This window comes from Amycolatopsis sp. M39 (assembly GCF_001651785.1).
GTDB lineage: Bacteria > Actinomycetota > Actinomycetes > Mycobacteriales > Pseudonocardiaceae > Amycolatopsis > Amycolatopsis rubida.
Map to the genome: position 1 here is coordinate 1 of NZ_LWSF01000008.1, position 19,017 is coordinate 19,017.

Here is a 19,017-nt window from a genome sequence, read left to right on the forward strand (position 1 = left end):
GGGTGTCCCAGTTGAGTGTTTTGCGGGGGCGGCGGTTGAGTTGTGCGGCGACGGCGGCGAGGTGTTCGGGGGTGTGGGCGGAGAGGTCGGTGCTTTTGGGGAAGTATTGGCGGAGCAGGCCGTTGGTGTTTTCGTTGCTGCCGCGTTGCCAGGGGCTGTGGGGGTCGCAGAAGTAGACGGGGATGCCGGTGGCGATGGTGAATTCGTGGTGGCGGCCCATTTCGCTGCCTTGGTCCCAGGTCAGGGATCGTTGCAGGTGTGCGGGCAGGGTCGCGGTGGCGGCGGCGAGGGCGTCGCGGACGGCGTCGGCGCCGCGGCCGTGGGGCAGGGGGACGAGCAGGGTGTAGCGGGTGGCGCGTTCGACGAGGGTGGCGATGGCGGAGGCGTTGTCCTTGNTTGTCCTTGCCGATGATCAGGTCGCCTTCCCAGTGGCCGGGGACGGCGCGGTCGTCGGCTTCGGCGGGCCGGTCGCTGATCATGACCATGGGTTCGGCGAAGCGGGGCCGGCGTTGTTCGCCGCTGGCGCGGGGTGTGCGCGTGGTGCGGCCGGTGCGCAGGGCGCGGGCCAGTTCGCGGCGCAGTTCGCCGCGGCCTTGGACGTAGAGGGCCTGGTAGATCGTTTCGTGGGTCACGTGCAGCTCCGGCCGGTCGGGGTGGTCGCGGCGCAGCCGGGCCGCGATCTGTTCCGGGCTGAATTTCTCGTGCAGCATGGCCTGCACCCGTTCCCGCAGCTCGGGGCTGGCCGCGATCTTGCCTGGTTTCGGTCGCGGGCGGCGCGCCCGGGCGAGGTCGTGGGCGGCGTGGGGCCGGTACTCGCCGCGGGGACGGGCGTTGCGGGCGATCTCCCGGGCGACCGTGGACGGGCTGCGGCCCAGTTCGGCCGCGATCGCCCGCCGCGAGCGGCCCGCCGCCAGCCCGTCCGCGATCGCGATCCGCTCGTCGACGGTCAGGAACCGGCCCGGTCCCGGCTCCGGCCGGGAACGACGCGGCGCCGCGTTCGCGCGGGCCCGGCTCGGCCGCCCGTGCCGCCAGTAATGCCCGGTCCTGCGGTCGACCCCGACCCTCCGGCACGCCTCGACCGTGCCCACGCCATCCGCCACAAGATCAAAATACCGGCGGCGTTCCGCCGCCAGCCTCACCCGACCCCGCGACGCCCGCTCTCTCCCAACCTCGAACACGGCAACCCCTGCACAACTCAGGCGTTGCAACCACCACTAGAACCCAAGCATCCCGCCCCGAGGTTCCCGCCACCGAGGCCGCTGCCCCATCCGATCCTTCCCCTGCCGCTCCCTCCACTGCGTCCCCGAACACCGCCAAATCCCACCGCAGGTGGGCGTGGGCCGCCAGAATCGCCCTGACCGCAGCCGCCGCTTTCGCCGCCTGGTCAGCCTGGTCATGGCACGACGCCGCGACCGCCCCCGCCTCAACCGCAGGCGCGACCAGAGACGAGGCCGTCACCGCCGGCCGCACTCTGATCACCACAGTCACCACCTTCGACCCCCACCACCGCGAGCAAGCCCTAGCCCACTGGCAATCCGCGACGACCGGCGCCCTCCAGACGTCCCTGCCCAGCAACGTCCCGTCCGACGGATCCGCCACCGCGGGCCGCGTCCTCGACGCCGGGCTTTCTGATCTAGACGCCGAAGCAGGCACCGCGAAACTCCTGGCCTCCGTGGAGATCACGGTCACCAAGGACGGCGCCGCCCAGCCCATCCGCCGCACACGCCTAGCAGCGGCGATGACCCGCACGGCCTCCGGCTGGAAGCTCAGCTCGCTGGAGCAGCTGGGGGTGGCGGGATCATGAAGTTCACTCAGCGCTGGTCGAAGTCACGCACCGAGCCGCTCGACTCCGTAGTCAGCGATGCACCCGCCGCAGCCGGTCTCTCCGAGGTCTCCGCCTCCGCCAAGCGAACCACCACGACGGAAGCCGCCCAGCCAGCCACCACAACCGCTCAACCAGCCGACCCATCACCCCTCGGCTCAAGCACTCAGCAGATCACGACAACCTCCGACTCCCAGCCAGCCCAACCCACCATCTCGACATCCGAAGACACCGGACCCGCCACCGCCAATTCAGGCTCCGACCCCGAGCCAGCCCAACCCACCGTCTCCACATCCAAAGACGCCCGCCCCGGCACCGCCAATTCAGGCTCCGACTCCCAGCCAGCCCAACAACCCACCGTCTCCACATCCGAAGACGCCCGACCCGCCACCGCCAATTCAGGCTCCGACCCCGAGCCAGCCCAACCCACCGTCTCCACTCCCAAAGACACCCGCCCCGCCACCGCCGATCCCGCTGGCACCGCCCAAACTCCCATCCTCTCCACGTCCCGCCTCCCCGCTCTCCTCTTCGCCCTGACCATCCTCCTCACCGCCGCCGGCGTCTGGTGCACCATCGAGGCCCGCTCGACCAGCGCGTCCGCCGCCGCCTCGAACCACGCGCTGACCGATCAGCCGGCCACCGCCGAGGTCACGTCCGCCATCAGCCTCACCCTCAACAAGATCTTCTCCTACACCTACGACAAAACCGACGTCACCGAGAACGCCGCCGCCACCCTGCTCCGCGGCCACGCCCGCGATTCCTACGAAAAGCTCTTCGCCCAAGTCCGCACGATGGCCCCAAGCCAGCGCCTGACCCTCACCTCGCGCGTCTCCGCCACCTCCGTCCAGCAACTCACGAACGATCACGCACAGTTGCTCGTTTTCCTCGACCAGTCCGCCGCTAGGGGGAATTCCACCACTCCGGAGACAGCCGCGGCACAACTGGCCGTCACCGCTGATCGAATTGACGGAAACTGGATCATAACCGATCTTGCTCCCCGATGAAATTCTGTTCCCTCACCGCCGAAGGAGTACCGTCATGCCCATTTCCCGGATCGCCCGAACCGGCGTGCTCGCAGCGGCCGCCGCGACCGCGGTCAGCCTCGCCTCCGCTGTGCCCGCGGCAGCGACCGAAATCCCCATTCCGATCTCTTACTCGGTAACGGGCAGCACGGTCGTGAAGAAGACCGGCAGCACTCTCGACCTCGGCCCCGGAAGTCTCGCCGGAAATCTCCTGGTCGACGATCAAACCGGAGCCGTCGGCCTCAACGCCAATCTGCAATTGCCGCCGGCCACCGCGCACATTTCGATGCTCGCGGGCGGATTCAAGATCAAGGCGAAGGTCACCGTCACCCCGACCGCGCCCGCGACCGGCACCCTCGCGAACGGCACGCTCACCACCCACGAAACCGCGAACATGGAGATCAGCGACATCTGGGCGGGTCCGATCGTGCCAGTCTTCCCGGTGCCGACCGTGCCCGGCAGCTGCACGACCGTCAAGCCGATCGACCTGACCCTGACCGCGGCGAACGTCGACATCACCAAGCCGATCACACTCGCCGGAAATTACACCATCCCGGACTTCAAGAACTGCTTCATCGCCGACCTCGCACTCGGCGCACTGGTGTCCGGACCGGACAACACGATCTCGCTTACCCTGACCGCCAAGAACTGATCCACAATGCGAAAACGGGGTGCCGGAAACTGTTCAGGCACCCCGTTTTCGCATGCCTGAGCTTCATCGAATTAGCACGCTCACACGAAACGCCGATACGGTTTACGCGGCCGATGACAAAAGAATCGGTCCAGTCGCCGTCTCGCAGACCAGGCGCGGACCGGGGTTGTTGCCGACTGAACTCACGGGTAACCTTGGGCTCGCGGCCGGTATTGCTCACCGAGCCGATCCCCGTTCCCGAAAACCTGGTCCGGAACGGAATCCGCGGAAACCTCCGTCCCCACTGCGCAGGATCGCCGCGAGAACTGCAGTCCGATCTAAGGAGAATGGTATGCCCCGGCTCAGCAAACTGTCCACGGGCGTGGTGACCGGCGTCGCGGTAGGCGCGATCGCGGTCCTCACCGCAGGCACGGCCTCGGCCGCCACCGCGACCTACCAGGCCGGCCCCGCGAACTACAGCTGCACGTTCCCGGCCATCCCGCCGCAGAACGTGGCGGTCACCGCGCAGTTCGACGGCCCGGACACGATCCCCGTCAACGGCACCACGACACCGGCCAACGTTTCCGGCACCGCGACCATCACCGCGCTGGTCCACGCGCTGCTCACCGCTGCGGGATACGACGGAATCCGCGGTACCGCCGACGTCCCGATCACCGTCGACAACGGCTCGCTCTCTCCGTCGGACGCCTCCGGCCTGCAGATCCCGGAACAGATTTACCCGGCGGGCGGCGCGATCACGGTGAACATCGCGCAGACGTCGACGTCGTCCATCCCGACCTACACCGCACCGAGCAGCGCCGGCACGGTGACGTTCGGTCTCGACACGACGCTCTNACGCTCTCCGCCCAGCTCGAGTTCCACAAGCCGTCGGACGACAGCTGGACCCCGTGGACCATGACCTGCACCGCACCGTCGGGCACCAGCTTCAGCCCGTCGGGCACCATTTCCTGACCCTGACTGACGGAGGGGCGGTCGAACGCCGCCCCTCCGTTGTCGTTTCCGGGATCGGAACGGCCGCGGAGTTCTCACCGTCAGCGCCCGGCCAAGCGGCAAGCAGTGCGTATTCGGCTTTGCGAGACGCAGGCATCAGCGTCCGGCCCAGCATCTTCTCGGTCCAGACAGCCGGAAGTCAGCGCCCCGAACCAGCTCCGGCCCGGTACCGACGACCTGATTCCCCGCCCAGCGACAGAGAACCGGGCCTCAGTTCGATGCGGCCGGATCGGCAGCTGCCGATCCTTTTCAATGCCCACAAACCGAACCAGGCAAGCGTCACGGTCAACGCTCGCGAACCGTCACCCGGCTTCAGCAGCCGAAGCGCTCACGCACAGGCCGCCCGGCTCACCACGGCGAACGATGCGGCCATGCCGAAGTTCGCTCGCGGACAAGAAACCGGCGTCACAGGAGAACCTCAACACCCACGGCCCCGGTTCAACACCTCCGGGAATCACCCCCGACAGACGCCGGGCAGCCAACCCTTCCGCCTCAGGAACCGGCGTCAGTGCTGGCAGGGCACCGACCGGTCCGTGATCACCAGGTTGAACTCGTAGCCCGCCGACGCACCGGTGACCGGTCCGCACACCGGCGGCTTCGGCACCGTCGCCTGGCTGTAGGTGTTGTTGCCCCAAGCGACCAGCGACCCGTCCGCCTTGACCGCCAGGTTGTGGTTCCATCCCGCGTCGATGGCCACGACCCCGCTCTTGGCCGCCGCGGGCACCTCGGTCTGGCCGTCGTTGTCGTGCCCCCAGGCGAGCACTCCGCCGTCTTTCAGCGCGAGGCCGTGCTCATACCCGGCCGAAATCGCCGTCACCCCGGACTGCGCCGCCGCGGGCACCGTCGTCTGGCCGTAGGTGTTGCTGCCCCAGGCGAGCACGGTGCCGTTCTTCAGCACCAAGTTGTAGTCCCCGCCCGCCGAGATCGCGCTGACGCCGGACTGCGCGAAGTCCGGAACGTCTGCCCGGCTGCCCCAGCTCACCACCTGGCCGTTCGACAGCAACGCGAGATTGTGCACCGCGCTGGTCGCGATCGCCGTGACTCCGCTGGACACCGATGCCGGAAGTTCCGTTTGGCCGTACCAATCGTTTCCCCACGCGTACACCCTGCCGTTCTTGAGGCCAAGGCCATGGGTCCAGCCGGCGGCGATCTGGGCGGTGCCGGAGGAGAGATCCGCGGGCACCTCGCTTTCGCCGAAGTTGTTGTCGCCCCACGCGAGCACGGCACCGTTCTTGAGCGCCAGCCCGAACAATCCTCCGGCTGAAACCACGGAGAGACCTGAAGTGAGAGCCGGCGGCACTGGCGACGGCATGCCCCGGGTCCCCCACTCGTAAAGGCCTCCCGCCGCCGTCAGCTGCGGCACGCTCGCCGCACCAGCCGCACTTCCCGCTTCTCTCAGCAGATCCCCTGTCCTCGGCGGCAGCGAATTCACCGCGACGGCCGGACCGCTCGACGCGACCCCAGCCCCCACCACGACGACCGCGCCGACCGCCGCCGCGACCTTGCCCCATCGCCGGTGTCCGGCCGCCATCGCAGCTCCCTCCTCCGAAGGTCCTGCAGCGATGTTCCCAGCTCGGCGACCGCTGCGGCGAAGGCGCGGATTCTTTGTCAGAATCCGATGAAAAACCATCTCCGAACTAGCTCTCGAACATAAGAAAACCCTTTTGTGCCAAACGAAATTCGCTGGCTCTCGCCAATGCTTGCGCACCGGTGAAACCCACCGGTAACTTCGCTCGGAACCCATTTTCCGGACCGCCGGGCGAGGAGGCGCACGATGCCGCGATCACGCGGACGCTCCGCCCGCCGCCGTCCGGCTTTCGCCGCCCTCGCAATCCTCGGTGCCCTCTCGATCGGCACTGGTGCGCTCACCGGCGTCAGCTCCGCCTCGACCGAGACGCCCACCCCCACCCCTCCGCCTCCGCTGTCAGCCGGCGAACAGCAGGTCAACAAGGACGTCGTCCTCGACTGTCCGTTCGCGGCCCCCGCCGGCCCCCAGCAGATCACCCTCACCGCCTCCGCGACCGTACCCGCGACGGTGCAGGTCGGGTCCGGACTGAAATTCCGCTCTCTGACGGCGTCTTTCGCGCTTCCCCGTGCCGTCGCTGACCAACTCGCGCCAGCCCCCGCGGACAGCATCCGCGGCGGGCTGACCCTCGACCTGACCGCGCGGCAAGGCAGCAAGAGCACCGCCATCCCGGTGCCGTTCACCATCGCCGAGACACCGTTGCCGCCAACCGGCGACGTCCGGCTCACCGCGACCGCGGACCTGCCGGAGCAGGCGATCACCGTGCCCGGCAAGGTCAGTTTCGACATCGGAGCCCCGGCCATCGCCGTGAAACCGGCTGCCGACGGCGCTACCGGGCCTGCCCCGGTCGCCTGCACCCTTCTCCCGGACCAGACCACCACCCTGGCGTCGGTCATCGCCACCGGGGCGCCCACTGCCGTCCCGAGGCCGGACAAGCCGGACACTCCCCCGGCACCGCCGCCGCCCGCGGCCCGCCCCGACGCAGTCTCGCCGAAGGCCGACCCCGACTTCCCGCTGATCACCCCGCTCAACTACATCCAGGTCGCGGCGACTTCATCGGTCTACCGGCTGGGCGCGACCGTCGCGAGTTCCCCGACCGGGGTGCTCAACGGAACCTGGACGATCATGCTGGTCCCCCCGGACTACGTTCAGCACGACCCGAGCACGATCAGCGGAACCGTTGGCTTCCGCCCGACCGCCGCAACTTTTCTCGGCTTCGGCTTCGTGCCGGTGACCGCGACCGTCGAGTTCCTGCCCGTCGACTACCACCACACCAAGCTGATCGAGTTCAACGGCAAGCTCGTCCTCACCGGCGATTTCCTGACTACGCACATCCAGGTCATGGCCCGGATGAGCAACGCGAAAGTCAACGGCGTGCCGCTGGACCTCGGCCCGGACTGCGTCACCGCCAAGCCGATCTCCCTCAACCTGTCCGGCAAGTACAAGGCCACGACGGGCGGCATCCTCAGCACGGACCCGAATTCGCCCGACCCCGACTACCGCGGTTTCGCCTTGCCGCCGTTCGTCCATTGCGGCACCGCTGAACCGCTCAGCCCGTTGCTCACCGGCATGGCCTCCACCACGACGAACGTCAACCAGGCCAAGGTCGTCAACGTCAACTTCGCCGAATGCGCCTCGACCAAGTACCCGGACCACACGAAGTGCCCGCCGATCCCGGACACGCCGTTTCCCCAGTGAATGCGACCACCGCGCCAGTTCAGCCCCTGGCAGCAGCTGGCGACGGACCATCACCGGCGGACGAGCTTCGCCCCGCCCTGTCACGCTGCGGTCTCCGACCTGGCCCCGCCCGCGGTCGATGCGACACCTTTGTCAGTCATCTCCTGCACCGCCCTCGCAGCCTCAGGAAGCGTCTCGTTTTCCATCAGCAAGAGCGACACTAAATATTCCAGCCTTACCCTTGGCTTTAGAAAGCCATCACAAAGAGTTCGGCTGGCGACCTCTTGTCGTCCAGCGCAATTCGTCGAGCGCAGGTACCAGGCTTTTCTCCGAACATGACCGTCTCATAACACCGGGAAGGGGCGCGGGACGGCCGGCACCCAGGAGGTGTCGACCACCTTGCGCGCAAACACGCGCTGGCATTCGTTGCGCGCAGGTCCAACCCCCGACGGACCACGACTCCGCCTGCCGCTCAGCGGCGACTTCGCGAATCCTCGAGCGAAGTCGGCCTACGGCTGGCGGGCACCATGTTCGCCGCGTTGAGAGGAGGCGGCCAAGACTGTCCCGAACGTGGCCGGTCGTCCGCGGCCGCACGCAAGACCAGTTCCATTTCGAACCGCGCGGCCGGATCGCGCAGCAGTTCGCCGAATGTCGCCTGCAATTGGCGCATGCGGTACCGCACCGTCTGCGGATGGACTTGCAGCCGCTCGGCGATTTCGACCACGTTCCCCTGGCTGTCGAGCCAGGCGCGCAGCGTTTCGAGCAGGCGATCCTGCTGCTTGTCGGTCATGTCCGCCAAGGGGGCGAAAAGACGGGTGCGGAGGAGTTCGGTGAGTACGCCGTCCGAATGCACCAGCAAGGCAGCGAGATGTTCCTCCGCGCGGAGGACCCGCTCACCAGGGATTCGCCCCCGATCGGCGAGAACCAGTGTCCGGCGTGCCCAGCGCAGGGAATCGGCGAGGCTGGCCAACGGCACACACGGCCCGACGGACAGCCGGCAGTTCGGCAGCGCTGCCTGAAGCGTCGCCAGCCGGGCACCATTGACCGCGCCGGGTACGACGATGCACGGCTCGGCGGAGTCCAGTTCCGCCAGGACGTCCGAGTCCAACGTCGCGTGCCGGCGGGCCCTGCCGTTCAGCGGCGATTGGACGGCAATCGGCGACGCCTGCTCCGGCACGGCCCAACCGGTCAACTGGGCCAGCTCCGCGATCGCCTTCGGCGGAGCGGCGGGGACCTCCAGCAGGACGCCGAGCAGCCGTCGCCGCCAAGTGTCCAATGCGCCGGCGGTGCGGGCTTTCGCCTCTAAATAGCCATCCAGCGCGACCGACGCCAATTCGTCCATGAACGCCAACATCGCATCGGCCAGCTGCGACATCACCGCCGACGAAAGGCCAGCTCGCCGTCCGACGCGCATGATCCGGCGCCACGACACGCGCGCGCCGACCCGGTAGGCCGACTGCAGAGTGTCGAGGCTCCGCCCTTCCCGCATCTCGTTCTGCCCGAGCCGATGGTGCACCTCGTGCGACTGTTCCTTCGACGCCCGCGGATCGGCGATCTGCGCGACGAACAGCGTGATCGCATACTCGACGCCCGCGCGGATCGATCTCCCGTACGGGCCGTCGAGCGGCCGCGCATAGGCGGGAATCGTCGCGCGGATTTCGTCGACGATCTCGGCGGACAGGCTCGCCAGCTCGGGCCGCAGGATCTCGGCGAGTTTGCGCGGCAGCGCAACCGACGGCACAGCGTGATCGAGTCCGCGCTCCACCGACATCGCAGCTCCTTCGCTCCGCCCCGGCTCCCCGGCCGCGCCGCAGCGCCGCCGGATGCCCCCGCAACCGTTGAGGGGTGACACCCGACACATCGAAAAAGCAACGCCAAACGTGTCACCGCTCGCCGAAGAAACCGATTTCTTGTCACGTTTGTGACAAGTTCACGAGGTCAGCGAGGCACATAGCGACAACACACCACCAGGCGCGCCATCCCGTGCGTACAAACGGGCGAACCCGGGCGCCTGCCTTCAGCGGCGACGCAGCGGGCAGCGAAAGCGACCACAAAGCGTCACCCGGCAGGGCGCGCGGCCCTCTTGTAGCATGCGCTTGATACAAGAGGGAGGGATCCACGATGCAACTCGACTCGGCTCTCGCCGTCGCGGGCATTACCGGCCTGTTCGGGCTGATCATCCTCGTCGTGTTGTGGCCAGGCGAGAAACAAGGCGCGCGGCTGCTCGCGAAATGGGGCGTGCGGAACCCGACCGCCGACCAGGTGCCGGTGGCCGTGCGCTATCTGCGCCGTCGGCGATTCTGGTATCCGTGGCTGTTCCTCGGCCTGCCCCTCATCCCGGGCGCGACGAATCTCGTCGGAGAACGGACCGCGAACTCGCTGGTGTTCGTGGTGCTGCTCGGCGGGCTCGCCGCCGAAATCCTCGCTCAGCGTCCCTCGCGGGAACCCCGCAGGGAAGCCGTGCTGGCACCCCGCGGCGTGCTTGATTTCGCTCCGTTGTGGACGATCGTCGTCTCCGGGCTGGCTACTCTCGCCGCTCTCGTGCATCTCGCCGTTTTGCGGCAATGGGGCCCGCTGACGGTGACTGTCGGCGCGGCGGCGGTATCGTGGATCATCGTGCTCCTCGCGGTGCGGCGTCCGGCCGCCGGCGACCCGGAAGTCGACCAGGCACTGCGCGTGCGCAGTGCTCGCGTCGCTCTCGGGCTCGGCACCGGAACGGCTGCCACGCTCGGCTGGACGGTCGGCGACTTCACCTCGTTCCTCGCGTTCGTGGTCACCGTCGCCGCGTTTCTCGCGATCGTCGGCCCGCCGCCGAAACAGCGCGCGAAGATCACGGCAGCGCGGTAGATGCCGCTGCGAGTTGTGGTCGACGCCGGAAACGGGGTTCCGCCCTGGCGCCAGGTGCACGACCAGATAGTCCGCGCGATCACGACCGGCTCCCTCGCCCGGGATGCCCGTCTGCCGCCGATCCGTCAGCTTTCGAGGGACCTCGGGCTCGCCTCCGGGACCGTCGCCCGCGTGTACCGCGAGCTCGAGGCCACCGGCTGGGTCACCACCGCACGAGCACGCGGAACCGTCGTGACCGGCCCGGTCGAGCGACCGGATCCGGGCGCGATGCTTCGCAACGCGGCCGCCGAATACGCCCGGTACAGCCGGGAACTCGGGGTCGCGCCGGACGAAGCCGTCGACGCCGTGCGCGTGGCATTGGCGAGCCTGGACGCACCGTCGCAGTGAATCCGGGGGATCGTCCGGCCGGCGCGGTTTTCGCCGTTCGGTGAACCGTCTTCCGCACGGTCTCGGGCACACCTCCTTCTTGCCCGTGCGTTCCCGCGGTCCACTCACCGGACGAGGCGCGGATCTCACCGCCTCGGCGCGGAGGTTCAGCCCTCCATCAGCACCCTCCCCACCGCGGCCAGCACGGGTTCCAGCGCGGCGACTTCCGTGCCGACGCATTCCGTGATGCCCGCACCGACGACCTCCATTCCGGAAAGCCCGTCGATTGCTTCGGCCAATTCAGCGATCGTGATCCCGCCGGGCTCCGGATAATTCACTCCGGGGAACTCTTCGGGATCAAGAATGTCCACATCCACATGCAGATAAACGCGGTCGGCACCGGCGGCGTTCAGCGCTCCGGCGACATCGCCGGAGCGCACGGCGAGTCCGCTGGCAATGGCTTCCTCTTCCGCGGAATCGAGCGAGCGAGTGCCGAACAGCGCTGCCCGGCCTCGTTCGATCGCCGGGCTCGCGGCGAACTCCTTGTCGCCCTCGCCGAGCAACGATCGCAGCACCATGCCGTGATACGCGCCCGAAGGCGAGGAATCCGCCGTGTTCAAGTCCGCGTGCGCGTCGAACCACGCGACGCCAAGCGTTGCGCCGTAACGGAAACGCGCGACACCGACCGGGACCAGCTCGACGCCGCAGTCGCCGCCGATCGTGAGCACCGGGCCTTCCGGCGCTTCGAGCGCGGCGAGCTGCAACTGCCGGTTCGTGCCCGTGAGCACGGACCGGTTGGCTATCCCGGCGACGACGTCGGACGTCGCTGCGTCCTGACGTACGTGGTGCACCGGCTTGCCGAGCACGTGCCCGGCCAGTTCGGAAAGTGCGCGGCAGCCCTCGACCAGCCCCTTGGCTCTGGGACTGATCGCGCCCTGCCATTGCGGCACCGCGTTGATCAGCATGCTTCGACGCTAGCGCGAACACCCCGGAAAAAGCGAGCCGTAAATGGCGCGAGGGGTCCCCTCGCTCCGTTTTGGAGCGAAGGGACCCCTCGCACGGGAAAAAGTGGCGCGAGAGCGGGTTATTCGAGCACGATGAGAAGGTCTCCGCCCTCGACCTGCTGAACGGAGGTGATTGCCAGCCGACCGACTTTGCCCGCCGCCGAAGCGGTGATCGACGCTTCCATCTTCATGGCCTCGATCGTCGCCACGGTCGATCCTGCCGCCACCTGGTCGCCTTCGGCCACTTGCAGCGTCACCACGCCCGCGAACGGCGCGGCGATCTGCTTCGGGTTGCCCTTCTCGGCCTTTTCGGTGGCCGGGATGTCCGAGGCGATGGCCCGGTCCCGGATCTGGATCGGCCGGAGCTGGCCGTTGAGGGTGGACATGACGGTCCGCGTGCCGCGTTCGTCGGCCTCGCCGATGGCTTCCAGCTCAATGAGCAGCCGGACGCCGGGCTCGAGGTCCACGGAGTACTCCTCGCCCGGGCGCAGACCGTAGAAGAAGTCCTTGCTCGGGAGCACGCTGGTGTCGCCGTAGGCGTCGCGGTGGGCGAGGAATTCCTTGGTGGGACCGGGGAACAGCAGCCGGTTCAGCGCACCGCGGCGGTTGTCGGCGAGTTCCTTGTGGTCCTCTTCGGACAGTTCGGCGACCGGTTTGGCCGCCGAACGGCCTTCGAGCGCCTTGGTGCGGAACGGTTCCGGCCAGCCGCCGGGCGGGTCGCCCAGTTCGCCGCGCAGGAAGCCGATCACCGAGTCCGGGATGTCGAACTTGTTCGGCTCCGCCTCGAAGTCAGCCGGGGAAACGCCGGCTCCGACGAGGTGCAGCGCGAGGTCGCCGACCACTTTGGACGAAGGCGTGACCTTCACGAGGTGGCCGAGGATCTTGTCCGCCGCGGCGTACATGGCCTCGATGTCCTCGAACCGGTCGCCGAGGCCCAGCGCGATCGCCTGCGTGCGCAGGTTGGAGAGCTGGCCGCCGGGGATCTCGTGGTCGTAGACGCGCCCGGTGGGCGACGCGAGACCAGCCTCGAACGGGGCGTAGATCTTGCGGACGCTCTCCCAGTACGGCTCCAGGTCGCCGATCGCGTGCAGGTCGAGGCCGGTGCTGCGGTCCGAGTGGTCAGTGGCCGCGACGATCGATCCGAGCGACGGCTGCGAAGTGGTGCCCGCCATCGACGACACGGCACCGTCCACTGCGTCGGCGCCCGCCTGGATGGCGGCCAGGTAGGTGGCGAGCTGACCGCCGGCGGTGTCATGCGTGTGGATGTGCACCGGAAGGTCGAATTCCTTGCGCAGTGCGGTCACCAGGCGAGCCGCGGCGGGCGCGCGGAGCAGACCGGCCATGTCCTTGATGGCCAGGACGTGCGCCCCTGCTCCGACGATCTGTTCGGCGAGCTTGAGGTAGTAGTCGAGCGTGTAGAGCTTTTCGTTCGGATCCGACAGATCGGAGGTGTAGCAGAGTGCGACTTCGGCGACCGCGGTGCCGGTGGCGCGAACGGCTTCGATGGCAGGCCGCATCTGCTCGACGTCATTGAGGGCGTCGAAGATGCGGAAGATGTCGATGCCGGTCGCGGTGGCCTCCTCGACGAAGGCCGTGGTGACCTCGGTCGGGTAAGGCGTGTAGCCCACGGTGTTGCGCCCGCGCAAAAGCATCTGCAGACAGATGTTCGGCACGGCCTTGCGCAGCTGCTCCAGCCGTTCCCACGGGTCCTCGGCGAGGAACCGCAGCGCGACGTCGTAGGTCGCGCCGCCCCAGCACTCAAGGGACAGCAGCTGCGGCACCGTCGCGGCGACGACCGGGGCGACGGCGAGCAGGTCCTTCGTCCGGACGCGCGTCGCGAGCAGCGACTGGTGCGCGTCGCGGAAGGTGGTGTCGGTGACGCCGAGCTGCGGAGTTTCCCGCAGCCAGCGCGCGAATCCCTCCGGGCCGAGTTCGGTCAGCTTCTGCTTGGAGCCGTCCGGAGGAGTGAGATCCGCGGGCAGCTTCGGCAGCTTCGTCACGGCCTCGGGCGTGCGCGGACGCTCGCCGTTCGGCCGGTTCACCGTCTGGTCGGCGAGGTAGGTCAGCAGGCGCGTGCCGCGGTCGGCGGAGTGCCGTGCGGTCAGCAGGTGCGGCCGTTCCTCAATGAATGAGGTGGTGACGTTGCCCTGCCGGAAGTCCGGGTCGTCCAGCACTGCCTGGAGGAACGGGATGTTCGTCGCCACGCCGCGGATCCGGAATTCGGCGACCGCGCGGCGGGCGCGGCCGACCGCGGTGCGGAAATCGCGGCCGCGGCAGGTGAGTTTCACCAGCAGCGAGTCGAAGTGGGCGCTGATCTCGGTGCCGGAGAACGCGGTTCCGCCGTCGAGCCGGATCCCCGACCCGCCCGGCGAGCGGTAGGCGCTGATCATGCCGATGTCCGGCCGGAAACCGTTGGCCGGGTCCTCGGTCGTGATGCGGCACTGGAGTGCGGCGCCGCGCAGGTAGATCTTGTCCTGCGACAGGCCGAGGTCGGCGAGGGTTTCCCCGGAGGCGATCCGCAGCTGGGACTGCACGAGGTCGACGTCGGTGACCTCTTCGGTGACCGTGTGCTCGACCTGGATGCGCGGGTTCATCTCGATGAACACGTGCTTGCCCTGCCGGTCCAGCAGGAACTCGACGGTGCCCGCGTTCCGGTAGCCGATCTGCCGGGCGAACTTCACCGCGTCGGCGCAGATGCGGTCGCGCAGTTCGGGGTCGAGGTTCGGCGCGGGGGCCAGCTCGACGACCTTCTGGTGGCGGCGCTGCACGGAACAGTCGCGCTCGAAGAGGTGGATCACGTTGCCCACGCCGTCGGCGAGGATCTGGACCTCGATGTGCCGCGGTTCGACCACGGCCTTCTCCAGGAACACAGTCGGATCGCCGAACGCGGACTCGGCCTCGCGCGCGGCGGCCTCGATCGACTCGCGCAGCAAAGCCGGGTCCTCGACGCGGCGCATGCCTCGGCCGCCACCGCCGGCGACCGCCTTGACGAACACCGGGAAGCCGAGTTCGTCGGCCGCCGCGACCAGTTCGTCGACGTTGCTGGACGGCTCTGACGAGCCGAGCACCGGAACCCCGGCCTCGCGCGCCGCCTTGACCGCGCGCGCCTTGTTGCCGGTCAGTTCGAGGATTTCGGCGCTCGGGCCGACGAAGGTAATCCCCGCTTCTTCGCAGGCCATGGCCAGGTCGGGGTTCTCCGACAGGAAGCCATAGCCTGGATAGACCGCGTCCGCGCCCGCCTTCTTGGCGGCCTTGACGATCTCCTCGACCGACAGATAGGCGCGGACCGGATGGCCCGGTTCGCCGATCTCGTAGGCCTCGTCGGCCTTCAGCCGGTGCAGCGAGTTGCGGTCTTCGTGCGGAAACACGGCGACTGTGCCCGCGCCCAGTTCGTAGCCTGCGCGGAACGCCCGGATCGCGATTTCGCCGCGATTGGCCACCAGCACTTTGCGGAACATGCCCGGTCCTTCCCTTTTCGGATCGGTATCGAAGGCACGTTACCCGGTTTGTCCCGCAGTGCGGGAGCCGTAGTCCAAGTGATGGACATCATGCACGCCGACCTGCATGCATGATGCTGGCCGAGCCGCCGCGCCGCAACCGTCAGGGTGTTCCCGCAGGCAGTGTGCACAAGAGCCTGTTCGCGGTTTCGGAGGGCGCATTCTTGACCACGTTCTGCGTTGCGTCCTGCACAATTGCTTCGCCGACCGCATTGGGCGCGGCGTCGGGGTGCGCGGACCGGTAGAGGGTCACCGCGCCAGCGGCCACCGCGGCGGCCATCGAGGTGCCCGACAGCGTCCCGACATCGGCTGTTCCGGCGATCGGCGCGGGGATGTCGACACCTGGTGCGTACAGGTCGAGCGGCGTGCCGAAGTTCGAGAAGGGCGCGACCTGGTCTTGGACGTCGGTCGCGCCCACGGTGAGTGCTTCCGGCACTCGGGCAGGCGAGCTCTGGCTGGCGTCGGTGCTGCCCTCCCCGGCCGGAACCACGATCGGCATCACCGCGGCGACTCCCTTGACCGCGTTGTCGAGCTGCTCGTTCGGCACGCCGCCGATGCCCAGCACCGCGACCGCTGGTTGGTGTGCGTTCTGGGCTACCCAGTTCAGCCCGGCGATGATCGTGTCGGTCGCGCCGCCGCCTGCCTTGTCGAGCACTCGGACCGGGAAGATCTGCGCGGCTTTGGCGACGCCGTAGCTGTGTCCCGCAACGATTCCCGCGACGCGCGTGCCATGGCCGTTGGTGTCCGACGTGTCTGTACCGGTGGTGAGGAATTCCTTGCCGCGCATGACCCGGCCCTGCAGATCCGGGTGTTTGGCGTCGACGCCGCTGTCGATCACGTAGACGGTGACGCCGGAGCCGTCCGAGTCGTAGTGGTACTTCTGATCGAGACCGGTTCGCTGGTCGATCCGGTCGAGCGCCCAGCTCGGCGGGTTGGCCTGCGTCCCGCTCGCCGCCAGCGCGACCGGTTGCACCCCGGCGACCAGCAGAAATGTCAGAGTTGCCGAAAAAAGGCCACGCGCCGCTCGGTTCCGCATGTCTGCGGTCGTATCCCGGTGGCCGTTCAGCGGCAACTCGACGTCACACGATGGGCTGGTCGCGGGTCCAGCACCCGACCGTCCGGACATACTGGGAACCGAACGACGATGAGCCGCGCCTCTTTCCGTTCGCCGCCACGCGACCACCCGTTGACAGGCCGACAGCTACTTCGCCTACTTCGCCGCCGGGACGTGCGCGCTCACCGACATCGTCGGCAAATACACCAGCGCGTCGAAGGCTTGCACGACGTCGACCTTCGTGAACATGTGCGCGTGCCGCATGCTCGACGGTCCGGCCAGGCCCCGCGCTCGGTCTTGCCGCAGATCGACCACGCACGGATCCGCGCCGGCCAATGCCGCTTCGGCACTGCCCTCGGCGGGCGGCTCCAACTCCTGTTCGTAGACCCGGAAGCCGAGGCGCTCGCTCTCGTCCGGTTCGAGGCCGGTGGTCGTACCAACGCCCGCAGTGAGGCCGAGAGCGAAGTAGTCGTCGCCGAACTCCTCGGCGAGGTGGGTGCCCGCGGAAGGGAACGTCATGGTCGGCAAAGCGGCGAACGGCACTCGCTGCAGGTGTCCGTTGTGGACCATCACCACAATCTTCTCGCCTTCGCCGTACAGTTTGCGAAGCAGCTTCACGGTTGCGGCCATGTACGTGTCGCGAGACGACCCTTGGAGCGACGGTGCCGTTCCCGCCATCATTGCGCTCAGCTCACGCAAGTACGCGTCAACGCGAAGTGCACCGACCGCGTGGTGTTCGGCGATCGCATACCGAGCCGGCTCGCTCCGTTGCCGATAAACTGGCGACAGAGAACGAATATGTGCTACGAGAGTCGTCAACGCAGCCGTGGCCGCGTCCCGTTCCGCGGCGGCCATTGCCGCATAACGGCCAGGCGCGACCGCGCTGCTGACCGCCGAATACGGCTCGGACGCGGTAATCGCGGCGTCGACCAGCGGAAGAACCTCCGGATCGACCTCTTCCACGAAACCTCGGACAATCCGCAACGCCGGCTGCGGCGAACCGCTCGAACTCGGCAGGTCGAGTCCGGCGAAGCTGACGCCGCCGTGGCGGCGCATCCACGTCAGCATCTCGCGCACCTCGACCGACTCGCCGAGAGAGAAGGTGAATCCTTCTCGCCCGACGTCGGCGACCGTGCCGGGACCACCGTTCAGCCACTGCTGCACCAAGTCGCCCTCGGCGAATCCCGATTCGAAGCCGAGCACGGTGAATCCGTGGTCCTCGACGAGGCGGCGGAGCAACCGGGCGCGGAGTTCGCCGAACTCGCGGATGTGGTGGTTGTTCTCGCCGATCGCGACGATGCGCGCGTCGCCGATCAGGCCGGTGATCGAGGCGACGTCGCCACCCAGCGGCGAACGGGTGCTCAGCGGTGTCATACTGCGGACACTAATGCAACAGGGGTAGCGATTGACAACTGAGTTACCGGGCACCAGCAGACCGGGCGGGCGCACGGAACGCACGCGCGTCGCCGTTTTGCGGGCGACGCTCGATCTGCTGGCGGAGGTCGGGTTCAGCGATCTGACGGTCGAGGCCGTCGCCGAACGATCGGGCGTGCACAAGACGACGGTTTACCGGCGATGGGAATCGCGCGAGGGACTGGTCGCGGCCGCACTGCGGTTCGGCGCAGGCGAGCCGTGGAGCCCGGCGGACACCGGTTCGCTTGTCGCCGATTTGCGGCGAATGGCGTTGGACGTGGTGCTCGCGTTGACCACCCCGGGCCAACGCGAGCTGCCGACCGCCGCGGTGCTGGCGGCCTTCCAGTCGGAACGGGCGGCCGAGGCGTTGCGGGATTTCTATCAGGATCGGCATGCCCGGGCCGCGCTGATCGTGGAGCGGGCGGCGGCGCGCGGAGAGGTGCCGGCCGACACCGATCCGGACGAGGTGACGCGGACGGTGTGCGGGCCGGTGTTCTACCGGTTGTTCGTGTCGCGGGAACCGGTGTCGGAGGAGACGGCTGAGATCGCGGCGGAGGCTGGGGCCGCGGCTGCTCGGGCCGGGGTGCTGAGCAGGCGGTTGCCGGGGAATGGCGACGGGGGGTGATTGCGGGGTGGGGGCTTGTTGCCGGAAAACGGCGACGGGTGGAGTGGGGCGGTTGATGGGTGGGTTCGGCTTTCGCCACGGAACGGCGAAAGCAGAGCGCGGCTGAGAGATGGGTTTGGCCAGATGCTCGCAGCGACGCAGTGACCAGCCAAGCGAAGCCAGACGCCGGGCGACAGGCAGAGCGGGCGATTGGCCCGTTAGCTTTGCTTTCGCCACGGAACGGCGAAAAAAGACTCCGGCTGAGAGATGGGGCTGGTCAGACGCTCACAGCGACGCAGTCACCAGCCAGGCGAAGCCGGGCACCGGGCACCGGGCACCGGGCACCGGGCACCGGGCACCGGGCACCGGGCACCGGGCACCGACGATAGTTGCCAACGGGCGGCGTGCGGAGCGACCGTGGCGCGCGAGAGTGCGCAGAAAGTCGCCGTCAAGCGGCAACGCACGCGCAGGAGTGCTGACCGGCTTGAGCAGGCAGTCGCCACTCAACGGCAACAGACCGAGCGAGCTGGCCAGCGACCTCCGA

General features: G+C 68.4%; 14 protein-coding genes and 1 pseudogene. 7 read left to right on the forward strand and 8 right to left on the reverse strand.

Translation table 11 applies throughout. From position 1 onward, the window contains the following. A pseudogene (locus A4R44_RS20475) lies at window positions 1-1,088 on the reverse strand (IS30 family transposase); the annotation flags it as partial. A 712-nt stretch (window positions 1,089-1,800) separates the two neighbouring features. Here A4R44_RS20475 and A4R44_RS49140 point away from each other — a divergent pair. From A4R44_RS49140 to A4R44_RS52465, 3 genes are all read left to right on the forward strand, one after another. After that, the gene (locus A4R44_RS49140) at window positions 1,801-2,826 is read left to right on the forward strand and encodes a hypothetical protein (RefSeq protein WP_198545374.1); all 1,026 of its coding nucleotides are present in this window, start codon (window positions 1,801-1,803) and stop codon (window positions 2,824-2,826) included. Between the two features lie 34 nt (window positions 2,827-2,860). Further along, complete coding sequence (locus tag A4R44_RS20490) at window positions 2,861-3,496, forward strand: hypothetical protein (RefSeq protein ID WP_067583046.1); 636 nt, start codon at window positions 2,861-2,863, stop codon at window positions 3,494-3,496. A 331-nt stretch (window positions 3,497-3,827) separates the two neighbouring features. Next, complete coding sequence (locus A4R44_RS52465) at window positions 3,828-4,394, forward strand: DUF6801 domain-containing protein (RefSeq protein ID WP_369805917.1); 567 nt, start codon at window positions 3,828-3,830, stop codon at window positions 4,392-4,394. Window positions 4,395-4,991: 597 nt separating this feature from the next. Here A4R44_RS52465 and A4R44_RS20500 read toward each other — a convergent pair. Next, entirely contained in the window at window positions 4,992-6,017 is a 1,026-nt protein-coding gene (locus tag A4R44_RS20500; protein WP_067583048.1) for a hypothetical protein, read from the reverse strand. A gap of 243 nt (window positions 6,018-6,260) precedes the next feature. Here A4R44_RS20500 and A4R44_RS20505 point away from each other — a divergent pair, with 243 nt between their 5' ends. Then, the gene (locus A4R44_RS20505; RefSeq protein ID WP_067583051.1) at window positions 6,261-7,709 is read left to right on the forward strand and encodes a DUF6801 domain-containing protein; all 1,449 of its coding nucleotides are present in this window, start codon (window positions 6,261-6,263) and stop codon (window positions 7,707-7,709) included. 451 nt (window positions 7,710-8,160) lie between these two features. On the opposite strand, the gene A4R44_RS20510 is transcribed toward A4R44_RS20505, so the two are convergent. After that, the gene (locus A4R44_RS20510; RefSeq protein WP_067583054.1) at window positions 8,161-9,459 is read right to left on the reverse strand and encodes a CdaR family transcriptional regulator; all 1,299 of its coding nucleotides are present in this window, start codon (window positions 9,457-9,459) and stop codon (window positions 8,161-8,163) included. 350 nt (window positions 9,460-9,809) lie between these two features. Between A4R44_RS20510 and A4R44_RS20515 the strand changes: the two genes are divergently transcribed. After that, window positions 9,810-10,535 carry a hypothetical protein gene (locus A4R44_RS20515; RefSeq protein WP_067583057.1) on the forward strand — a complete coding sequence of 242 codons (726 nt, stop codon included), beginning with the start codon at window positions 9,810-9,812 and terminating at the stop codon, window positions 10,533-10,535. Then, window positions 10,536-10,922 (forward strand): GntR family transcriptional regulator, encoded by a 387-nt coding sequence (locus A4R44_RS20520; protein WP_067583060.1) that lies wholly within the window; start codon window positions 10,536-10,538, stop codon window positions 10,920-10,922. Between the two features lie 146 nt (window positions 10,923-11,068). Here A4R44_RS20520 and A4R44_RS20525 read toward each other — a convergent pair whose 3' ends face one another. From A4R44_RS20525 to A4R44_RS20540, 4 genes are all read right to left on the reverse strand, one after another. Continuing rightward, window positions 11,069-11,866: an arginase family protein gene (locus tag A4R44_RS20525; RefSeq protein WP_067583063.1), complete on the reverse strand. Its 798-nt coding sequence runs from the start codon at window positions 11,864-11,866 to the stop codon at window positions 11,069-11,071. A 119-nt stretch (window positions 11,867-11,985) separates the two neighbouring features. Continuing rightward, window positions 11,986-15,363 carry a pyruvate carboxylase gene (locus A4R44_RS20530; protein ID WP_067583065.1) on the reverse strand — a complete coding sequence of 1,126 codons (3,378 nt, stop codon included), beginning with the start codon at window positions 15,361-15,363 and terminating at the stop codon, window positions 11,986-11,988. A gap of 142 nt (window positions 15,364-15,505) precedes the next feature. Further along, entirely contained in the window at window positions 15,506-16,438 is a 933-nt protein-coding gene (locus A4R44_RS20535; protein WP_095213488.1) for a S8 family peptidase, read from the reverse strand. A 174-nt stretch (window positions 16,439-16,612) separates the two neighbouring features. After that, complete coding sequence (locus tag A4R44_RS20540; RefSeq protein WP_067583069.1) at window positions 16,613-17,830, reverse strand: erythromycin esterase family protein; 1,218 nt, start codon at window positions 17,828-17,830, stop codon at window positions 16,613-16,615. 31 nt (window positions 17,831-17,861) lie between these two features. Here A4R44_RS20540 and A4R44_RS20545 point away from each other — a divergent pair, with 31 nt between their 5' ends. Further along, on the forward strand, window positions 17,862-18,494 hold the full coding sequence (locus A4R44_RS20545) for a TetR/AcrR family transcriptional regulator (protein ID WP_067583072.1): 633 nt from the start codon (window positions 17,862-17,864) through the stop codon (window positions 18,492-18,494). 264 nt (window positions 18,495-18,758) lie between these two features. On the opposite strand, the gene A4R44_RS50525 is transcribed toward A4R44_RS20545, so the two are convergent. Further along, a partial coding sequence (locus A4R44_RS50525) for a hypothetical protein (protein WP_232791693.1) occupies window positions 18,759-19,017 on the reverse strand: 259 nt, incomplete at its 5' end.